Annotated in this window: 17 protein-coding genes, 1 other RNA gene and 1 pseudogene; 13 read left to right on the forward strand and 6 right to left on the reverse strand. The window is 55.0% G+C overall.

All coding sequences use genetic code 11. The annotated features are described in order from the left end of the window. Nucleotides 1–155: 155 nt before the first annotated feature. Nucleotides 156–761, reverse strand: a pseudogene (locus AC5M9B_RS00005) (helix-turn-helix transcriptional regulator); the annotation flags it as partial. A 235-nt stretch (nucleotides 762–996) separates the two neighbouring features. Between AC5M9B_RS00005 and AC5M9B_RS00010 the strand changes: the two are divergent. The 3 genes from AC5M9B_RS00010 (at nucleotide 997) to AC5M9B_RS00020 (ending at nucleotide 3,567) form a co-directional block, all read left to right on the forward strand. Beyond that, nucleotides 997–1,974 (forward strand): siderophore ABC transporter substrate-binding protein, encoded by a 978-nt coding sequence (locus tag AC5M9B_RS00010; protein ID WP_070656282.1) that lies wholly within the window; start codon nucleotides 997–999, stop codon nucleotides 1,972–1,974. Nucleotides 1,975–2,608: 634 nt separating this feature from the next. After that, the gene (locus AC5M9B_RS00015) at nucleotides 2,609–2,971 is read left to right on the forward strand and encodes a cupin domain-containing protein (protein WP_070656279.1); all 363 of its coding nucleotides are present in this window, start codon (nucleotides 2,609–2,611) and stop codon (nucleotides 2,969–2,971) included. A gap of 128 nt (nucleotides 2,972–3,099) precedes the next feature. Continuing rightward, nucleotides 3,100–3,567 (forward strand): CinA family protein, encoded by a 468-nt coding sequence (locus AC5M9B_RS00020; RefSeq protein ID WP_070656276.1) that lies wholly within the window; start codon nucleotides 3,100–3,102, stop codon nucleotides 3,565–3,567. 96 nt (nucleotides 3,568–3,663) lie between these two features. On the opposite strand, the gene AC5M9B_RS00025 is transcribed toward AC5M9B_RS00020, so the two are convergent. Together AC5M9B_RS00025 and rnpB are read right to left on the reverse strand one after the other, a co-directional pair. Next, the gene (locus AC5M9B_RS00025; protein ID WP_487648064.1) at nucleotides 3,664–5,121 is read right to left on the reverse strand and encodes an oligopeptide:H+ symporter; all 1,458 of its coding nucleotides are present in this window, start codon (nucleotides 5,119–5,121) and stop codon (nucleotides 3,664–3,666) included. 198 nt (nucleotides 5,122–5,319) lie between these two features. Next, nucleotides 5,320–5,681, reverse strand: an RNA gene (gene rnpB / locus AC5M9B_RS00030) — RNase P RNA component class A. 215 nt (nucleotides 5,682–5,896) lie between these two features. On the opposite strand from rnpB, the gene AC5M9B_RS00035 reads away from it, so the two are divergent. The 4 genes from AC5M9B_RS00035 (at nucleotide 5,897) to AC5M9B_RS00050 (ending at nucleotide 9,720) form a co-directional block, all read left to right on the forward strand. Continuing rightward, nucleotides 5,897–8,026 carry a transferrin-binding protein-like solute binding protein gene (locus tag AC5M9B_RS00035; protein WP_487648065.1) on the forward strand — a complete coding sequence of 710 codons (2,130 nt, stop codon included), beginning with the start codon at nucleotides 5,897–5,899 and terminating at the stop codon, nucleotides 8,024–8,026. Nucleotides 8,027–8,159: 133 nt separating this feature from the next. Continuing rightward, complete coding sequence (locus AC5M9B_RS00040) at nucleotides 8,160–8,387, forward strand: exodeoxyribonuclease VII small subunit (RefSeq protein ID WP_029609485.1); 228 nt, start codon at nucleotides 8,160–8,162, stop codon at nucleotides 8,385–8,387. Beyond that, complete coding sequence (locus AC5M9B_RS00045) at nucleotides 8,371–9,267, forward strand: polyprenyl synthetase family protein (protein ID WP_070656270.1); 897 nt, start codon at nucleotides 8,371–8,373, stop codon at nucleotides 9,265–9,267. Before AC5M9B_RS00040 ends, AC5M9B_RS00045 begins: the two co-directional genes overlap by 17 nt. A gap of 36 nt (nucleotides 9,268–9,303) precedes the next feature. Then, entirely contained in the window at nucleotides 9,304–9,720 is a 417-nt protein-coding gene (locus AC5M9B_RS00050) for a nuclear transport factor 2 family protein (protein WP_070656285.1), read from the forward strand. A 74-nt stretch (nucleotides 9,721–9,794) separates the two neighbouring features. Here the strand turns inward: AC5M9B_RS00050 and AC5M9B_RS00055 are convergent, their stop codons facing one another. After that, nucleotides 9,795–10,973, reverse strand: a complete 1,179-nt coding sequence (locus AC5M9B_RS00055; protein WP_487648066.1) for a phosphoglycerate kinase — start codon at nucleotides 10,971–10,973, stop codon at nucleotides 9,795–9,797. Between the two features lie 604 nt (nucleotides 10,974–11,577). Here AC5M9B_RS00055 and mnmE point away from each other — a divergent pair. Both mnmE and ruvA read left to right on the forward strand, forming a co-directional pair. Continuing rightward, entirely contained in the window at nucleotides 11,578–12,942 is a 1,365-nt protein-coding gene (mnmE, locus tag AC5M9B_RS00060; RefSeq protein WP_070656267.1) for a tRNA uridine-5-carboxymethylaminomethyl(34) synthesis GTPase MnmE, read from the forward strand. A gap of 91 nt (nucleotides 12,943–13,033) precedes the next feature. After that, a complete protein-coding gene (gene ruvA / locus AC5M9B_RS00065; RefSeq protein ID WP_019271203.1) occupies nucleotides 13,034–13,618 on the forward strand; it encodes a Holliday junction branch migration protein RuvA in 585 nt (194 codons plus the stop codon). Between the two features lie 406 nt (nucleotides 13,619–14,024). On the opposite strand, the gene AC5M9B_RS00070 is transcribed toward ruvA, so the two are convergent. Then, nucleotides 14,025–14,699 (reverse strand): YdcF family protein, encoded by a 675-nt coding sequence (locus AC5M9B_RS00070; RefSeq protein ID WP_070656265.1) that lies wholly within the window; start codon nucleotides 14,697–14,699, stop codon nucleotides 14,025–14,027. A gap of 22 nt (nucleotides 14,700–14,721) precedes the next feature. Further along, on the reverse strand, nucleotides 14,722–15,081 hold the full coding sequence (gene arsC / locus AC5M9B_RS00075) for an arsenate reductase (glutaredoxin) (protein ID WP_070656262.1): 360 nt from the start codon (nucleotides 15,079–15,081) through the stop codon (nucleotides 14,722–14,724). Between the two features lie 189 nt (nucleotides 15,082–15,270). Here arsC and AC5M9B_RS00080 point away from each other — a divergent pair, with 189 nt between their 5' ends. From AC5M9B_RS00080 to mutS, 4 genes are all read left to right on the forward strand, one after another. Beyond that, the gene (locus AC5M9B_RS00080) at nucleotides 15,271–15,753 is read left to right on the forward strand and encodes a TlpA disulfide reductase family protein (protein ID WP_003775962.1); all 483 of its coding nucleotides are present in this window, start codon (nucleotides 15,271–15,273) and stop codon (nucleotides 15,751–15,753) included. A gap of 333 nt (nucleotides 15,754–16,086) precedes the next feature. After that, nucleotides 16,087–16,737 (forward strand): cell division ATP-binding protein FtsE, encoded by a 651-nt coding sequence (ftsE, locus tag AC5M9B_RS00085; RefSeq protein ID WP_003765335.1) that lies wholly within the window; start codon nucleotides 16,087–16,089, stop codon nucleotides 16,735–16,737. Then, the gene (gene ftsX, locus AC5M9B_RS00090) at nucleotides 16,734–17,651 is read left to right on the forward strand and encodes a permease-like cell division protein FtsX (protein WP_487648067.1); all 918 of its coding nucleotides are present in this window, start codon (nucleotides 16,734–16,736) and stop codon (nucleotides 17,649–17,651) included. Before ftsE ends, ftsX begins: the two co-directional genes overlap by 4 nt. 105 nt (nucleotides 17,652–17,756) lie before the next feature. After that, on the forward strand, nucleotides 17,757–20,381 hold the full coding sequence (gene mutS / locus AC5M9B_RS00095; RefSeq protein WP_487648068.1) for a DNA mismatch repair protein MutS: 2,625 nt from the start codon (nucleotides 17,757–17,759) through the stop codon (nucleotides 20,379–20,381). Nucleotides 20,382–20,482: the final 101 nt, after the last annotated feature.

Here is a 20,482-nt window from a genome sequence, read left to right on the forward strand (position 1 = left end):
GCCAATCAATCACCTGATCCAACTTCAATAGTGGGAAGCGGTCGATGTGTTTGGCAATCATGGCTTGTGCGGTTTGCCGGAAAAAGGTGCTCATGAGAAATCCCCTAAATGTCTTGGTGGGAATTTAGGGGATTTTGGGGAATTTTGCAAAGGTCTCGGGCGGAGAGTTCCAGCGCGGCGGCTTCGTCGGCGAGCAGGCCGAAGCCGTCCGATTCGAACGGGCGTTGCAGCAGGGGGCAGGCCGCCGCCGTCAGTGTTGCCGCGTTTTGCGCCAGCCGTTGCAGGGCGAATCGGCCTATCGTTTGCGGCGAAAACAGGCGTTCGTCCAGCAAGCCTTCGTCGTGCCAGCGGCGCAGTTTTTCCAGCGAAAAATCCAAATGCAGCGCGCACATGCCGCCGTTGTCGGGCAGCAGGGTTTCGGATACGTCCGCCAACTCGCCGCGCACCAGCCAGATTTCGCCGGCAAACGGGCGGTATTCCCTGCCGCCCATTTGTAACCGGTTCTGCCCCGACACCATGACGAACAGGGCGCAGTTGTGGCTGAAATTGTGGATTTCGGTGGGAAACGCACCCGTTCCGCCGCCGCGCATCCGCGACAGGGTGATGCCCGAGTCGAAGCGGTTGATGCACATTTCCAGATGTAAACCGGGCTGTTTTGCCTGCGCCATGAGCGCGCTGTCGGAACAGCCGTCCAACGCCCAGCCGGATTTATCGGAGCGGACATAGGTTTGGTATTGGCGGTAGATGGCGGCGGTGTTCATGCTTGGATGGGAACGGGTTGTCTAAAAAATGAATTAAATAGGAATTATTACTAATAATCAAGCGCAGGGATTGGTTGAAACGGGAAAGGTCGTCTGAAAGCGTGTTTCAGACGACCTTTCCCGTTTCGGGAATTTGTTTTGCCGTATCGGGAATTTTGCGTTTTGCGGCGTGGTTTTTGCAGATTATTTTTTTAATAATAAATATTCTTATTCGTATGCAAAGGAACCGCACACCGTGAAACCACGTTTTTATTGGGCAGCCTGCGCCGTCCTGCTGGCCGCCTGTTCGCCCGAACCTACCGCCGAAAAAACTGTATCCGCCGCATCCCAAGCCGCATCCACATCTGCCGCCACGCTGACCGTGCCGACCGCGCGGGGTGATGCCGTTGTGCCGAAGAATCCCGAACGCGTCGCCGTGTACGACTGGGCGGCATTGGATACGCTGACCGAGTTGGGCGTGAACGTGGGCGCAACTACCGCGCCGGTGCGCGTGGACTATTTGCAGCCTGCATTTGAAAAGGCGGCAACGGTGGGGACGCTGTTCGAACCCAATTACGAAGCCTTGCACCGCTACAATCCGCAGCTTGTCATTACCGGCGGGCCGGGCGCGGAAGCGTATGAACAGTTGGCGAAAAACGCGACCACCATAGACCTGACGGTGGACAACGGCAATATCCGCACCAGCGGCGAAAAGCAGATGGAAACCCTGGCGCGGATTTTCGGCAAGGAAGCGCGCGCGGTGGAATTGAAGGCGCAGATTGACGCGCTGTTCGCCCAAACGCGCGAAGCCGCCAAAGGCAAAGGGCGCGGACTGGTGCTGTCGGTTACGGGCAACAAGGTGTCCGCCTTCGGCACGCAGTCGCGGTTGGCCAGCTGGATACACGGCGACATCGGCCTGCCGCCCGTGGATGAATCTTTACGCAACGAGGGGCACGGACAGCCCGTTTCCTTCGAATACATCAAAGAGAAAAACCCCGACTGGATTTTCATCATCGACCGCACCGCCGCCATCGGGCAGGAAGGACCGGCGGTCGTGGAAGTGTTGGATAACGCGCTGGTACGCGGCACGAACGCTTGGAAGCGCAAGCAAATCATCGTCATGCCTGCTGCCAACTATATCGTCGCGGGCGGCGCACGGCAGTTGATACAGGCGGCAGAACAGTTGAAGGCGGCGTTTGAAAAGGCCGAACCCGTTGCGGCGGGGAAAGAATAGGGGTCGTCTGAAAACGGAGCGGAAAAAGAAGCGGGGGTTTCTGCGAAGCTAAAGCGCGGTTTCAACGAATTGAAAAGTAGCCTGCACGTTGAAAATACCACCCAAGCAAACCTTTGGTTTGCCGCCCTCTCCCTAGCCCTCTCCCACGGGGAGAGGGGATTGGGTTGCAGGCTGCTTTTAGGGTTCAGGCAAATTTTTAACTTCGTTGAAGCTCCGTTTTTAGACGACCTTTTGAAGCACCACAGGCACACGCATCGAGCGTCTGAATCAAAGATTCAGACCGATGGCAGTCCGCACTCGAGTTTATGCGGCAAACAGCAAGGCTACGGCAACCCGTCCCCTCTCCCCGTGGGAGAGGGTTAGGGAGAGGGCAGTAAGCCGCAGGCTTACATTCAGAACGAAACGAAAACCGCCATACGGAGTCTAATCAAACCGGTTACGAAAACGAATAACGCGGCATATTCCGCTTTCAGACGACCCAAACCGACCGAAACAGATAGTGGATTAAAATAAAAATGAGACAAGACGGCAACGCCCGCTGTGTACCGCTAGAATACATAAGGGTGTTGGCAACGCCGTATCATTGCGATTTTAGTCCGCGATAAATTTTGTCTGCAACCAAAGGAAAACCATCATGAAAAACATCAAAACCCAACTTTTCACCGCTCTCATCGGCCTCTTCGCCACAGCCGTGCCTGCCGCTGAAACCGCCCAAGGCACGGGCAAAGTTTTTGAAGGTGAAAACTACACCGTCATCCGCGAAACCCTGCCCAAAGGCAAGGAAATCCCCCGCCACAACCACCCTGGCCACACCCTGCTGGTTACCCAAACCAAAGGCAGCTCGGTATTTTTGTTTGACGGCGGAAAAAGGCAGGAATTGCGGCCGGGCAGCGTCCTGAAGGCGGACGGCAGCGAATATGTCGCCATTAAAATAACCGACGACAGCGAATTGGTGATTGTGCTGGTGAAAGACGGGAAGAAGGCGGGTGCGGAATAGAATGTCCTTCAGATCGTCTGAAAAAGCGGTTGGAGACGACCTTCCGCCACCATTGGCAATCGACCTATAATCTATTTCCCGTCCGCCGCCGACGAATCCGCCGCCATTGAAGAAAGAAAGGACATCCCATGACCGCGCTGCAAACCATCGCCGAACATCTCACCCGACGCCGACAAACCGTTACTTGCGCCGAATCTTGCACCGGCGGCCTGCTTGCGGGCGCATTCACCAGCATCGCGGGCAGCTCGCAATGGTTTCATCAAAGTTTCGTTACTTACAGCAACCAAGCCAAAGAAGAACGCCTCGGCGTCATGCCTGATACGCTGTTGCAACACGGTGCGGTCAGCCGCGAAACCGTGTATGAAATGGCGCGAGGTGCCCAAGCCGTCGCCCAAGCCGACTACGCCTTGAGTATTTCCGGCATCGCAGGCCCCGGTGGCGGCAGCGCGGCAAAACCCGTCGGGACGGTGTGGTTCGGGTTGTCCACGCCGACCGAATCGTTGGAGCAAATGAAAATCTTCAGCGGCGACCGAGAGGCCGTTAGAAATCAGGCAGTCGCCTTCGCCCTTGAATTTTTGGCGGAACATTTGGTTTGACGGTTCCCAACGCAAGAATGGCAAACCGCGTTCATGAAAAAGGTCGTCTGAGAAATTTTTCAGACGACCTTTTGCATGTCTTGCTCAGAGCGGTTTTTAATCCGCGCCTTTGAGCATTCTATTCAAAACGGGAACAAGCAATAACAATACCACACCGGTTATCACGCCTATGCCGCAAAGCATCCAGTAGAAATCCAGCGGTGCTTTATCGTTGAATCCTTCTTTAAACAGCACGCCGCCCAAAGTGAAGCCCAATGATAACCCTAAGAAATTGAGTGCGACCATTTGGGTTTTGAACATAGGCGGGGCGATTTTGGTGGAAATGGAAAGCGAAATCGGAGAAATCATGAGTTCGCCTATGGTGATGGCAAGCAGGATCAGCGCGAAAACAATGATCGGCATGGGCGTGCCGGACGAGATATACGGTACGAATCCAAGATAGGATATGCCGACAACCAGCATCGCCAAGGCGAATTTCAATGGGGTTTTCGGCTGGTGTCTGCCCATTTTTGTCCAAATCGCCGCCATCACGCCGGAGAAGAGGACGACCCACATGCTTTGAATCGAATCTTTCCATGCGACGGGTACAGTCCAGTTGCCTAATGTGCGGTCAACCGTTTCGTCAAAGTACACCGTTGCCACGGTATAAACTTGGAACCAGACCGCCCAAAACAGGCAGATGGTCAGAAACAGCGGAATATAGGCAGTGATGTAGCGTTTGTTTTCAGACGACACATGGCTGCTGCCGAGCAGTCGCGCGAAATAGGCAATGACGGTGAGAATGACCGTGCCGAGCAGAAATTTGGAAAAGTTGTCCAAATTGAGCGTGTCTGACGCAATCAGACTGCCGACAACCAAGACAATCAGCACGCCGACTGCAACCGCGGTTTTCACTTTTTCAGGACGCAGCGGATTGGGCGCGGGCGTGTGCGGCAGCAGTTTGCGCCCAACGGAGTAACGCCACAATCCAAAAGCCATACCGACCGCCGCCGCGCCGAAACCGTAGTGGAAACCCATCTCGGTTTGCAGTAAACCCGTCAGGAGCGGGCCGAAAAAGCCGCCTATGTTGATGGAAATATAGAAAATCGAAAAACCCGCATCGCGCAGCGGCTTCAATTCGTCTGTCTCATAAAGCGAGCCGACCATCGAGCTTGCCGACGATTTCACGCCGCCGCTGCCCAGTGCGATGAGTACCAAGCCGCACAGCAGCCCGTACAGCCCGGGTGCGATTGCCAAAACGATGTGTCCGAGCATGACCACGATGCCGGAAATAAACAGCGTTTTTTCCGCGCCCCAAATCCGGTCGGCAAGCCATGCGCCGAGGATGGTGGACAAGTAAACGCTGCCGCCGTACGCGCCGACGATGCCGCCGGCGAGCGACTTGTCCATGCCCAAACCGCCTTTGTCGGCAGTGTAATACAAATAAATCAATAAGATACCCTGCATACCGTAAAACGAGAAACGTTCCCACAATTCGATGTGGAACAGGGTGGAAAGCTGGATGGGATGCCCGAAGAAGGTTTTTCCCTTGCGGGCGGAGTAGTTGTCAGACATAAAAGTTCTCCAAAGGCGTTGAAACCGCCTTTTATTTTCAGTTGCGGCACATTGCGCACCGCCCATTGTCAGCCGTATATGGCATAACCTTTTTTAACGTAATATCAAAAAACTGTCAAACTGATTGACCTAACAAAGCAAAAAGGTCGTCTGAAAAACAGAATTCTGTTTTCAGACGACCTTTTTCAATAATCGGGACATACAGGCCGGACGGTAAGCCGGGTTCTGTCTCGGACAGTCATTCCTCTAGGCACACCATTACTGATGCACTCCAGCAACCTACCCGAACGCTCGGCGAGCAGCGTCAAAGCGTTCTGTTTGGTCTTGCTCCGGATGGGGTTTAGCCTGCTGCGCCTTGTTACCAAGTGCACGGTGCGCTCTTACCGCACCTTTTCACCCTTACCCGTGCCGCCCGAAGGCGGCCGTCGGCGGTATTGCTTTCTGTTCCACTTTCCGTCGCGTTTCCGCGCCCGGCCGTTAGCCGGCATCCTGCTCTACGGAGCCCGGACTTTCCTCCCCGTATGCCTTACGCGATACGCGGCGACTGTCTGTCCAACCTGTATGAAGTACGGATTATAACACAATAAAAACATACCGTTTGAGTATAAAAAACGACCATTTATCACGCTTTTTGCATATTTTACACTAAAAAAATGCAAATAAAATAAACCGTTTAACTAAAAATGATACCGTTCGTCGTAAAAATCAGATGACATAAAAATGAAACACGCATAGAATGATTTTCACATAACTACTTTAAATTGAGAACATTGCGATGAAAACACCTTACCCCCATATCTTATCCTGTATTGCCGTTTCGATATTAACAGCCTGTGGAGGAGGTGGCGGAGGCGGTACACCGTCTGTCGCGCCAACCCCGACTTACCCGATTGTCCAACCGGGCAATATTCCGAATCCATCCGGACAAACGGAAAGAACGGCAACCTCTCCTGCCGGTAATCAAGCCGATGCAAATAATGCTTTAGAAGCATCTGAAGAAAATATTCATAAAGAAGTAGAAAATTCCGTAAATTCAACACAAACGTCGTCTGAAAACCAGAATCAAGACGTAAAAGCGGATAGCAACGACAAAGCCGAAGCTGAACGAAAAGTCGCTGAAAAAGCTGCAAAAGCCAAAGCTGAAGAAGAACGTAAAGCGGCTGAGGAAGCTGCAAAAGCTAAAGCCGAAGCTGAACGCAAAGCTACGGAAGAAGCTGCTAAAGCCAAAGCTGAAGCCGAGCGCAAAGCCGCTGAAGAGGCCGCTAAAGCTAAAGCCGAAGCGGAACGTAAAGCTGCGGAAGAGGCTGAAAAAGCTGCCAAAGCTAAAGCCGAAGCTAAACGTAAAGCGGCTGAGGAAGCTGCAAAAGCTAAAGCCGAAGCCGAGCGCAAAGCTGCGGAAGAAGCTGCTAAAGCCAAAGCTGAAGCGGAACGTAAAGCGGCAGAAGAAGCTGCCAAAGCTAAAGCCGAAGCCGAACGTAAAGCTGCTGAGGAAGCTGCCAAAGTTAAAGCTGAAGAAGAACGCAAGGCTGCTGAAGAAGCCGCTAAAGCCAAAGCTGAAGCCGAACGTAAAGCTGCGGAAGAAGCCGCTAAAGCTAAAGCCGAAGCCGAGCGTAAAGCTGCTGAAGAAGCTGCCAAAGCTAAAGCTGAAGCCGAGCGTAAAGCTGCCGAAGAGGCTGCTAAAGCTAAAGCCAAGGCTGAAGCGGAACGAAAAGCGGCAGAAGAAGCCGCCAAAGCTAAAGCCGAAGCCGAACGTAAAGCTGCTGAAGAGGCTGCAAAAGCTAAGGCAGAAGCCGAGCGCAAGGCCGCTGAAGAAGCTGCCAAAGCTAAAGCCAAGGCTGAAGCGGAACGAAAAGCGGCAGAAGAAGCAGCCAAAGCTAAGGCAGAAGCCGAGCGCAAGGCCGCTGAAGAAGCCGCCAAAGCCAAAGCTGAAGCGGAACGAAAAGCTGCGGAAGAAGCTGCCAAAGCTAAAGCCGAAGCTGAACGTAAAGCTGCTGAGGAAGCTGCCAAAGCTAAAGCTGAAGCCGAGCGCAAAGCCGCTGAAGAAGCTGACAAAGCCAAAGCTGAAGCCGAACGTAAAGCTGCCGAAGAGGCTGCTAAAGCCAAGGCTGAGGCGGAACGAAAAGCTGCGGAAGAAGCTGCAAAAGCTAAAGCCGAAGCCGAGCGCAAAGCTGCCAAAGCTAAAGCCGAAGCGGAACGTAAAGCTGCGGAAGAAGCCGCTAAAGCTGAAGCAGAGCATAAAGCCGCTGAAGAAGTTACCCCAAAAGCGGAGGTTGCTCCGGCTATGCAATCAATCGGCGGTTTTTACACCATGTTGTCGGTTGACGGTGCCGATAACAAAGTGATTAACAGAGTGGGTAATCCTGATGTCCTCGAAGTCAACGGACAAAAAATCAACCTGCTGCCACAAACATTTGACGCGGCAAACGGTATGCTGTCCTTGTCGGATAACAAAATTATCCGCGCCATCGGTACGCATCTGCAATACGGTCATTACGGTTTTTACGGAAGCAAAAAGGAAAACGGCGAGCTCAATTCATCCCTGGTGTTCTACCAAGGTCTGATGACGCCTGTTGAAGCCATGCCGCAAACCGGTTCGGCTATCTACCAAGGCAATGCGTTCTACAATGACGTATCCAACATCAACACTGTCGGCTCATCCCTGTTCAATGTTGATTTTGGTGAAAAATCGCTGACCGGCGGCGTTTATTCGGCAGAAGGACGTTTTAACCCCGTAATGCTCCAGGCCAATATCGCTGGTAACCGTTTTGTTTATGTGGACGGGACAACTAAAAACAGTATGTCGGGCATTTTCCTCGGTCCGCAGGCGGAAGAAATGGCCGGCCGCTTCGACCATCCGAGCGAAGGCAAGAGCGGTACGTTCGGCGCCGCTGTTCTGAAAGACTGATTTTTACCGCATCATCAGCTCAAAAGGTCGTCTGAAAACTTGGAAATCAGGTTTTCAGACGACCTTTTTCCGTTCCCGTCCAAGAAGCAGCCCATAAAATGCTACAATACCGCTTTGATTTTTTGCCCGCATCATCATGAAAAAAGCCCCCAAATCCTTTGAAGAAGCCCTCGCCCGCCTCGAAACCCTGACCCAGTCCATGCAAAGCAGCGAAATGCCGCTGGAAGACGCTCTGGCAGCCTATCAGGAAGGCAACGAGTTGGTCAGATACTGCCAAACCAAGCTGGCGGAAGTCGAACAAAAGCTGCAAGTATTGGACGCGGGCGAACTGAAGGAGCTGAACCTTGAACCTGGCGAATGAATTGAAAGCATGGCAGCAAAAAGCCCAAGCGCAGACCGAATTGCTGCTGGAGCGTTTCCTGCCGTCTGAAAAACAAGTGCCGCACACGCTGCACGAAGCCATGCGTTACGTTACCCTCGGCGGCGGCAAACGGCTGCGCCCGCTCTTGGTGCTCGCCGCGTCCGAATTGGGCGATGCCGACCAAAACGCCGTCGAACAAGCCATGGCGGCGATCGAAATGGTACACGTCTATTCCTTGGTTCACGACGACATGCCCGCCATGGACAACGACAGCCTGCGGCGCGGCAAACCGACCTGCCATGTGAAATATGACGAAGCCACCGCCCTCTTAGTCGGCGACGCGCTGCAAACCCAAGCCTTCGACGTATTGAGCCGTCCGACCGGACTGCCCGCCGAACGCCAAATCGCCATGTTGTCCACGCTTGCCAAAGCATCCGGCAGCCTCGGCATGGCGGGCGGACAAGCCATCGACCTTGCCAACGTCGGCAAAGCCATGAGCCAGGCGCAGTTGGAACAGATGCACAGCCTCAAAACCGGCGCCCTCATCCGCGCCGCCGTCGTATTGGGCGCGCTTGCCTGCCCCGATTTGGATTCAGACGACGTCCGCACCTTAGACAACTACGCCGCCAAACTCGGCTTGGCGTTCCAAGTCATCGACGACGTGTTGGATTGCGAAGCTGACACCGCCACCTTGGGCAAAACCGCCGGCAAAGACAGCGACAACGACAAACCGACCTACGTCAAACTGATGGGCCTGCAAGCCGCCCGCACCTATGCCGAAACCCTGACCGCCGAAGCCGCCGCCCTGCTCGAACCCTTCGGTGCAAAAGCCCTGCATTTGCGGCTCTTGGCGGAATTTGTTACTGCGCGGAAAAATTAGGGCTCCGGTAAACAACCTGACCGAAAAATGACTACCATGAACGATTTCGAACGCATTTACAACGACTGGCACGAGTTTGCCAAAAACCACGACACCGCCCGACTGATCGGTCTGTATGACGACAACGCCGTTTTCGAAAGCCCGCTCGTTCCCCTTATCATGCAGCGGCAAAGCGGCATTTTGCGCGACAAAGCCGACATCCTTGCTTTTTTAGAAGAAGGAACGCGCCGCCGACCGAATGAATTGGTACGCTGGTATCGCAACGGCACGCATTTCACGACGGGGGACACGCTGGTTTGGGAATACCCGCGCGAAACGCCCGACGGCGATCAAGTGGATATTTTGGAACTCATGCAGATTGCCGGTGGAAAAATCGTTCATCACCGCATTTACTGGGGCTGGTTCGGCACGCAGATGCTGATTCGTTCGGCACTGAACCGTGCGGCGGAATAATCCGCGAAAAGAAGAAGAGGTCGTCTGAAACCCGATTCAGGTTTTCAGACGACCTCTTTTTTACGTCAAACCGCTTATGCGCCGCGCTTTTCCAAAGCGGCTACGGCGGGTAACTCTTTGCCTTCCAAGAATTCGAGGAACGCGCCGCCGCCGGTGGAGATGTAGCCGATTTGGTCGGTAACGCCGAATTTGGCAATCGCCGCCAGCGTGTCGCCGCCGCCCGCAATCGAGAACGCTTTACTTTGGGCGATGGCTTCGGCAAGGGCTTTCGTGCCGCCTGCGAACTGGTCAAACTCAAACACGCCGACCGGGCCGTTCCACACCACCGTGCCGGCGGCTTTGAGCAGTTCGGCAAGCGCGGCGGCGGATTTCGGGCCGATGTCCAAAATCATATCGTCTTCGGCAACGTCGGCAATGTCTTTTACAACCGCTTCGGCATCGGCGGCAAAGGCTTTGGCAACGACGACATCGGTCGGCAGCGGTACGGAGCCGCCTTTAGCCGCCATTTTCGCCATGATTTTTTTGGATTCTTCCACCAAATCATGTTCCGCCAGCGATTTGCCGATGGCTTTGCCTTCCGCCAACAGGAAGGTGTTGGCGATACCGCCGCCGACGATGAGTTGGTCGACTTTGTCCGCCAGCGATTCGAGGATGGTCAGTTTGGTGGACACTTTGCTGCCGGCGACAATTGCCACCATCGGGCGCGCGGGCTGTTTCAGGGCTTTACTCAAAGCGTCGAGTTCGCCCGCCATCAATACGCCGGCGCAGGCAACGGGCGCGGCTTGAGCGACGGCTTCGGTCGAGGCTTGGGCGCGGTGGGCGGTACCGAACGCGTCGTTAACGAACACGTCGCACAAGGCGGCATAGGCTTTGCCCAGTTCCAAATCGTTTTTCTTCTCGCCTTTGTTGATGCGCACGTTTTGCAGCATGACGACATCGCCCGCGTTCAGGGCGGGTTTGTTTTCACGCCAGTCGTTCAATACTTTCACGTCTTTACCCAACAGGCTGCCCAAGTGCGCGGCAACGGGCGCAACGTCGTCTTCAGGATGAAACTCGCCTTCGGTCGGTCGGCCCAAGTGGGTCATCACGATAACGGATGCGCCGTTATCCAAGCAGTATTTGATGGACGCGAGCGAGGCGCGGATACGGGTGTCGTCGCTGATTTTGCCGTCTTTGAACGGCACGTTCATATCGGCGCGGATGAGGACGGTTTTGCCCTGCACGTTTTGTTCGGTCAGTTTCAGAAATGCCATGATGTATCCTTTGTGAAGGTTGGAAACGGAAATGGGAATGTTCTCAATTATCCGCGAACGGGGCGTATCGGTAAAGGCGGGATTTGCCTGCACTTGATTTGCGTCAGCGGCAGTGTCGATATAAGGTCGTCTGAAACTTTAAATCTCCTGTTTTCAGACGACTTTTTGCGATTCCGATTAATGAACATGAAATAGCTTATGATGATTGCCGAGATTAGGGATGACAAAATTCTATGACTTTAGCTTTATCGTGAAACCGACAGACAGTTGCCTGCTTTGTAATTTAAGAAGCGGGTTTTGTCCTTCCGAAATATTATTTATTCTGAATGTAATCATGATATTATCCCGTGCGGACGTCGGAAAAGCGGTGAAAATCTCGATACCGCAGCCTACTCGACAGGGTGTCCGAGAGCGTGTGCAAGTGATTTCGAGCCTTGCCCGGCGTCTGTTCCATACTTCTTTTCAGAAATTCGGCAATTTCTTTCTTGTTACCGATTCGGTACGGTAGCAAATAAATCTCGCCTGTCTCCCGTTTTCAGACGACCTTTATCATTGTGAAATCACTATATAATACCGTCCATTAAGTTCCCGATACGAGCCAGCCATGTCCGCATCCCAACCCACCATCGCCGCTATCGCCACCGCCCCCGGACGCGGCGGCGTCGGCGTCATCCGCCTTTCCGGCAAAAACCTGCTGCCTTTGGCACAAACCCTCAGCGGCGGCAAAACGCCCAAACCGCGCACCGCGCTTTACACCGACTTTCTCGGCGGCGACGGGCAGCCGATAGACAACGGCATCCTGCTCTACTTCGCCGCACCCGCCAGCTTTACCGGCGAAGACGTGATTGAATTGCAGGGGCACGGCGGTCCTGTGGTAATGGACATGCTGCTTTCGCGCTGCCTCGAACTGGGCGCGCGCATGGCGGAGCCGGGCGAATTTACCAAACGCGCCTTCCTCAACAACAAACTCGACCTTGCCCAAGCTGAAAGCGTCGCCGACCTCATCGACGCCTCCAGCAAATCCGCCGCACGCATGGCGTTGCGTTCGCTCAAAGGCGCGTTCTCCCAACACATACACGAGTTGGTGGACGACCTTATTACCCTGCGGATGTTGGTCGAAGCCACGCTCGACTTCCCCGAAGAAGACATTGACTTTCTCGAAGCCGCCGACGCGCGCGGCAAGCTCCAAGCCCTGCAAGGTCGTCTGAAAACCGTCCTTGCCAGCGCGGAACAAGGCGCGATTTTGCGCGAAGGCATGAACGTCGTCCTCGTCGGCGCACCCAACGTCGGCAAATCCAGCCTGCTCAACGCCTTGGCGGGTGACGACATCGCCATCGTAACCGACATCGCCGGCACCACCCGCGACACCGTGCGCGAACAAATCACCCTCGACGGCGTACCCGTCCACATCATCGACACCGCCGGTCTGCGCGAAACCGACGACGTGGTCGAACAAATCGGCATTGAGCGCAGCCGCAAAGCCGTCTCCGAAGCCGATGTCGCCCTGATTCTGATTGACCCGCGCGAAGGCGTGAACGCCAAAACCCAAGCCATTTTGAACAGCCTGCCCGCAGGTTTGAAAAAAATCGAAATCCACAACAAAGCCGACCTGACCGGCGAACCCGTCGCCGTCCGTTCAGACAGCCTCGCGCAAACCGGCGCAGACACCATCATCAGCCTGTCCGCCAAAACCGGCACAGGTCTCGATTTGCTCAAACACGCGCTGTTGCAGGAAGTCGGCTGGCAGGGCGAAAGCGAAAGCCTGTTCCTCGCCCGCAGCCGCCACCTCAACGCCTTGCACGAAGCCGAAGCCGAGCTGGAAAACGCCGCCCTCTGCGACAACAACCAAATCGAGCTTTTCGCCGAACACCTGCGCCTCGCCCAAAACGCGTGCAGCGAAATCACCGGCGAATTCACCGCCGACGATTTGCTGGGCGTGATTTTCTCGCGCTTCTGCATCGGCAAATAAGATTAAACCTTATCCATACGCGAAAGGTCGTCTGAAAACCAAGATTCAGGTTTCAAACGACCTTTTTACCCAACCCCTTAACGGAATCCTCATGATCAGCAGACTGACCGGCAAACTCATCGAGAAAAACCCGCCGCAAATCGTCATCGACGTCAACGGCGTCGGCTACGAAGCCGACGTATCCATGCAGACTTTCTACAACCTGCCCGCCTTGGGCGAAACCGTGCAGCTTTACACCCAGCTTGTCGTCCGCGAAGACGCGCATTTATTGTTCGGCTTTGCCACTGCCGACGAGCGGGCGACGTTCCGCCAGTTGGTCAAAGTCAGCGGCATCGGCGCGAAAACCGCGCTGGGCATACTCTCCGCCATGTCCGCCGACGAACTTGCCCGCGCGGTTGCCGACGAAGACATCAAACGCCTGTCCTCCGCGCCCGGCATCGGAAAAAAAACCGCCGAACGCATGGTTTTGGAACTGCGCGGCAAACTGGTTTCCCATGCCGCTATCGACGGACTTTTCGCCGCTGCGCCTGCCGCCGATGAAACAGACGACATTGTCAATACCCTGATTGCGTTGGGTTACAACGAACGCGAGGCAAAAGCCGCCATCAAAGGCATTCCCAAAGGTACGGAAGTTGGCGAAGGCGTGCGCTTGGCTTTGAAAAACCTGTTGAAATAGGTCGTCTGAAAACTTTGAGATTCGGGTTTTTGGAGAAACTCGTTCATACTCGTTTTCAGACGACCTTTTATTCAATCAACGCGGGTTTGGGATAACTCAAGTAGCATGGGCTTTGCCCACGAAATCCACCACTTAACCATTCAAGTCAGACAACAATCTATTTGCTTTCATCTCGTGGGTAGAACCCACGCTACGGATTGCTGCAACGGTAACTTATCCCTTCCTCCGTCCGGCGGGGGAAGGTTAGGATGGGGGTGGCTTTGTGGGTTTAGGTTAAATCAAATTCGTTCAGCTCTTAGAGCCACCCTCTCCCCAGCCCTCTCCCGCCGGACGGGAGATGGGGTAGGTTGCAGGTAAAAATTAAGGTCGTCTGAAAATTTTCAGACGACCTTAATTTTCTTCCGAACTATACTTCTTCTTTCGTTTCCCGAACGGTCAGCCAGTCCCAAAAGTTTTCGCTCCATTTGCCGATGCGGTAGAGGAAGAGGGCGTAGCTTTCTTGAAGCAGGAATTTGTTTTTTTCCTTGCTTTGGTCGAACCGCGTGGTCGGCGTGGCGGAGATGTAGGCTTCGATGTCGAGGTCGGAGGCGATTTCGAGGGCGCGGGCGAGGTGGTAGGGGTCGCTGACGATGATAATGCTTTCGATGCCTTCGGCGCGCAGTATCGGACGGATGTTGCGGATGTTTTCGTAGGTGTTGCGCGAGGTGTTTTCAAAGATGATGTTGTGCGCGGGTATGCCTTGTTTGAGGGCGTAACGCCGTCCAACTTCAGCTTCGGTCATGTAGCCTTTTTTGGATGTGCCGCCGGTGAAGACGATTTTTTCAACGCGGTGGCTTTGGTAGAGGGTGATGGCGTGGTTGATGCGTTCGCGGAAAACGGGCGAGGGTCGTTTGTCCCATGCGGCGGCACCGAGCACGAGGGCGGCATCGGCGCGGACATGACCGGGCAGGGGCTGCGAGCCGGTGTGGTACACCTGCCATGCGCCCTCGCCGAATATGCCGAGTACCAGCAGGATACTCAGGCCTATGCCGCGAAAAAGGTAGTAGCGCAAGCCGTTGCGGCTGCGGAACAGGGAAATCATGTAGGGACGACCTTCCCGCGCTTCAGTCCAACAGGGCTTCGATGTTTTCGAGCGGTCTGCCGATGGCGGCTTTGTCCTGTGTGGTCAGGATGGGGCGTTCGAGCAGGGCAGGGTGGGCGGCAATGGCTTCGAGCAGGGCTTGGTTGTCGAGGTCGGGCTTGTCCAAACCGAGTTCTTTGTACAAGTCGTCTTTGACGCGCATCATGCCGCGTACGGACTCCAAGCCCAGCTTGGCGAAGATGTCTTGCAGTGCCGCCAAATCAGGCGGGGTGTCGAGGTATTTGACGACTTCGGCTTTGATGCCGCGCGCTTCGAGCAGGTCGAAAGCGGCGCGCGATTTGCTGCAACGGGGATTGTGGTAGAGCGTGAATTCAGACGACATAGCGTTCTCCGATGTTTTAGATTTTGCTGATGGGCTTTATTATCGGCTGCATTGGAGATTTCCTCAACTTATCCCGCCGATAATCTTCATTTTCGACCGCTAAAATCCAACATCTTCATTTTCTCCATAGACAGCACGCTGAAAGGGGTTACAATGCCATCAATCTGATTGATGCAAAGGATGGAACTTATGAAAAAATTATTGCTTGCCTCTGTTTTGATGACTGCAGCTCTGTCTGCCCCTGCGTTTGCCGCCGATCCGCTGGCAGGCTGGAACGACAACAAACCGCAAAGCCTGCAATCGCTCAAAGCCCCCGTGCGCGTGGTGAACCTGTGGGCGACCTGGTGCGGTCCGTGCCGTAAGGAAATGCCCGCCATGTCCGCTTGGTACAAAGCGCAGAAAAAAGGCAGCGTCGATATGGTCGGTATCGCGTTGGATACTTCCGACAACATCGGCAAATTCCTGAAACAAACCCCCGTCAGCTATCATGTTTGGCGCTATACCGGCGCGGATAGCCGCAATTTCATGAAGTCTTACGGCAACAACGTCGGCGTATTGCCGTTCACCGTCGTCGAAGCTCCGAAGTGCGGCTACAAACAAACCATCACTGGCGAAGTCAACGAAAAAAGCCTGACCGCCGCCGTCAATGCGGCTAAAGAGAAATGTAAATAAGTCGGGCTGAAACCGATGTGGAAGGTCGTCTGAAAACGGATACGGCGGGTTTGATTGAAACGCCGAAATCCTTTTCAGACGACTTTTCGACATGTGGATAAGTATTTAAGCATTTTGCAAACGCGACAATCACACCTGTAATATTGTGTTGTAAAGCCGTCAGTCCGACGCTTTGCCTGCTGCCGTCCATATCCGGGCAAACTATCAAAAAAACGCCGAAATCTTTATAATTCGGCACATATCCTATTTTTCAGACGACCTATCTCCGATAGCGCATCCTTTTGTGGATTAACTGTGGATAAGTTTGTCCTGACCCCTTTCTAGGAATACCTTATGATCCGTTTCGAACAAGTTTCCAAAACCTATCCCGGCGGTTTTGAAGCCCTGAAAAACGTCAGCTTCCAAATCAAAAAAGGCGAAATGATATTTATCGCCGGCCACTCCGGCTCCGGCAAGTCCACCATCCTCAAGCTGATTTCCGGTATTACCAAACCCAGCAAAGGCAAAGTGTGGTTCAACAACCAAGACTTGGGCGAATTGAGCGACAACCAAATCGGCTTCATGCGCCAACATATCGGCATCGTGTTCCAAGACCACAAAATCCTCTATGACCGCAACGTCCTGCAAAACGTCATCCTGCCGCTGCGGATTATCGGTTATCAGCCGCGTAAAGCCGAAGAGCGCGCCCGCATCGCCATTGAAAAAGTCGGCTTGAAAGGTCGTGAATTGGACGATCCCGTAACCCTCTCAGGCGGCGAACAGCAACGCCTGTGTATCGCCCGCGCCGTTGTCCACCAACCCAGCCTCCTGATTGCCGATGAACCCTCCGCCAACCTCGACCGCGCCTACGCGCTCGACATCATGGAATTGTTCAAAACCTTCCACGAAGCAGGAACCACCGTCATCGTCGCCGCCCATGACGAAACCCTCATGGCAGACTACGGCCACCGCATCCTGCGCCTCTCGAAAGGACGACTCGCATGAGCATCATCCACTACGTCTCGCTGCACGTCGAATCCGCGCGTACTGCGCTCAAACAACTCCTGCGCCAACCCGTCGGCACGCTGCTCACCCTCCTGATGCTCGCCGTCGCCATGACCCTGCCGCTTTTCATGTATTTGGCCATCCAAAGCGGACAAAGCGTGTTAGGCAAGCTCAACGAGTCGCCGCAAATCACGCTCTATATGGAAACCGACGCTTCCAAAGCCGACAGCGATACCGTCCGCAACCTGTTGGAACGCGATGCCCGCCTCAACAAAATCCGTTTCATCAGCAAGCAGGAAGGCTTGGAAGAGCTACAATCCAACCTCGACCAAAACCTTGTTTCCATGCTCGACGGCAACCCCTTGCCCGACGCATTTATCGTAACGCCCGATCCCGCTACACCGCCCGCACAAATGCAGGCGATTTATCAGGATATGGTCAAGCTGCCCATGGTCGAATCCGCCACCATGGATACTGAGTGGGTGCAAACGCTGTATCAAATCAACGAGTTCATCCGCAAAATTTTATGGTTTCTGTCACTGACGCTGGGTATGGCGTTCGTCCTTGTCGCGCACAACACCATCCGTCTGCAAATCCTGAGCCGCAAAGAAGAAATCGAAATCACCAAGCTGCTCGGTGCGCCCGCATCGTTTATCCGCCGTCCTTTCCTTTACCAAGCCATGTGGCAGAGCATCTTTTCTGCCGCTGTCAGCTTGGGACTGTGCGGCTGGTTGCTTTCCGCTGTGCGTCCGTTGGTCGATGCCATCTTCAAACCCTACGGACTCAATATCGGCTGGCGTTTCTTCCATTTCAGCGAAGTTTCACTGGTGTTCGGCTTCGTCATCGCCTTAGGCATCTTCGGCGCATGGCTTGCCACCACGCAACATTTGTTGGGCTTTAGAGCCAAGAAATAAAATCATTGGATTGAAGTAAAGGCAAAAGGTCGTCTGAAACCTTGTTTTAGGGTTTCAGACGACCTTTTGCTACAATAAGGCTTTTCCGTTTTGCAAGGCATTCCCATGAGCAAATCCGCCGTTTCCCCGATGATGCAGCAGTATCTCGCCATCAAATCGCAGCACGCCGACAAGCTGGTGTTTTACCGCATGGGCGATTTTTACGAGCTGTTTTTGGATGACGCGGTGGAAGCGGCGAAGCTGTTGGACATCACCCTGACCACGCGCGGGCAGATGGACGGCGTGCCGATTAAGATGGCGGGCGTGCCGTTTCACGCGGCGGAGCAGTATCTGGCGCGGCTGGTGAAGATGGGCAAAAGCGTGGCAGTGTGCGAGCAGGTGGGCGAAGTCGGCGCGGGCAAAGGGCCGGTGGAGCGCAAAGTCGTGCGCATCGTTACGCCCGGCACGCTGACCGACGCGGCGTTTTTGGAAGACAAGGAAACCAACCGCATCGCGGCGGTGAACGCGGATAAAAAACACGTCGCCATCGCGTGGGCATCTTTGCAAAGCGGCGAATTCAAAACCAAGCTGACGACGGCGGACAAACTCGCCGACGAGCTGGCGCGTTTGCAGGCGGCGGAAATCCTGTTGCCCGAAGGCAAAAGCCTGCCTAATGGTTTTCAGACGACCTCTGCCAACATCACGCGCCTGAACTCGTGGCAGTTTGCCGCCGACGCGGGCGCGAAATTGTTGACCGAATACTTCGGCTGCCAAGACCTGCACGGCTTCGGTTTGGACGGCAAGGAACACGAAGCCGCCGTCGGCGCGGCGGGCGCGCTGTTGAACTACATCCGCCTGACGCAAAACCTGATGCCGCAACACTTAGACGGCATTTCGCTCGAAACCGACAGCCAATATATCGGCATGGACGCCGCCACGCGCCGCAATCTCGAAATCACGCAAACCCTCTCCGGCAAAAAATCGCCGACCCTGTTTTCCATACTCGACGGCTGCGCCACCCACATGGGCAGCCGCCTCTTGGCACTCTGGCTGCACCACCCCCTACGCAGCCGCGCCCACATCCGCGCCCGTCAAGAAGCCGTTGCCGCGCTGGGTTCACAATACGAAACCCTGCAAGGTCGTCTGAAAAACATCGCGGACATCGAACGCATCGCCGCCCGCATCGCCGTCGGCAACGCCCGCCCGCGCGACCTCGCCGCCCTGCGCGACAGCCTGTTTGCCCTGTCCGAAATCGAATTGTCCGCCGAGGGCAGCAGTCTCTTAGAAACCCTCAAAGCCGTTTTCCCCGAAACCCTGCCCGTCGCCGAAACCCTCAAAGCCGCTGTGATGCCCGAACCCGCCGTCTGGCTCAAAGACGGCGGCGTCATCAACCAAGGCTATTGCGCAGAACTCGACGAGTTGCGCCACATCCAAAACCACGGCGACGAATTCCTGCTCGACCTCGAAGCGCGCGAACGCGAACGCACCGGCCTTTCCACCCTCAAAGTCGAGTTCAACCGCGTCCACGGCTTCTACATCGAGCTATCCAAAGTCCAGGCCGAACAAGCCCCCGCCGACTACCAACGCCGCCAGACCCTGAAAAACGCTGAACGCTTCATCACCCCCGAACTCAAAACCTTCGAAGACAAAGTCCTGACCGCGCAAGAGCAGGCATTGGCATTGGAAAAACGCCTGTTTGAAGCCCTCCTCAAAGACATTCAGACGACCCTTCCCCAGCTTCAAAAAGCCGCCAAAGCCGCCGCTGCGCTGGACGTACTCTCCACCTTCGCCGCCACTGCTGCCGAACGCGGCTTCGTCTGCCCCGAGTTCGCCGACTACTCCGTCATCCATATCGAAAACGGCCGCCATCCCGTCGTCGAGCAGCAAGTGCGCCACTTCACCGCCAACCACACCCGTCTCGACCACAAACACCGCCTCATGCTCCTGACCGGCCCCAACATGGGCGGCAAATCCACCTACATGCGCCAAGTCGCCCACATCGTCCTCATGGCGCACACCGGCAGCTTCGTCCCCGCCGACGCCGCCCAAATCGGCCCCATCGACCAAATCTTCACCCGCATCGGCGCCTCCGACGACCTCGCCTCCAACCGCTCCACCTTCATGGTCGAAATGAGCGAAACCGCCTACATCCTCCACCACGCCACCGACCAATCCCTCGTCCTCATGGACGAAGTCGGACGCGGCACCTCCACCTTCGACGGCCTCGCCCTCGCACACGCCATCGCCGAACACCTGCTGCAAAAAAACAAATCCTTCAGCCTCTTCGCCACCCATTATTTCGAACTGACCAAACTGCCCGAAGCCCACGCAACGGCAGTCAACATGCACCTTTCCGCACTCGAACAAGGACAAGATATCGTCTTCCTCCACCACATCGAACCCGGCCCCGCCAGCAAAAGCTACGGCATCGCCGTCGCCAAACTCGCCGGCCTGCCCAACCGCGCCCTCAAAGCCGCCCAAAAACATCTGGACGAACTCGAAGCCCAAGCCGCCGCCGTCCGCCCGCAGTTGGACATCTTCAGTACCTTGTCGTCTGAAAACGAATACAGCGGGTTTAGCCAAGACGAAACAGCGGACACTGAAGCCCAAACTGCCGCAAACCAAGAAACCAACCCCGCCCACAACGCACTCGCCGAAGCCCTAAACCAAATCCGCCCCGACGACCTCACCCCCCGCGAAGCTCTAGACGCACTGTATCGCCTTAAGCAGATTGCCGAAGGCGGGGAGTAAGCGCGTTGGTTTATATAAAACAAGGACCTTGGATTCGGATTTCAAGTGCAACACTAGTGTATCAGTGGTTTGAACAGATTCAAGAATAAAACACTTGGCGT

The organism is Neisseria flava, assembly GCF_982712965.1.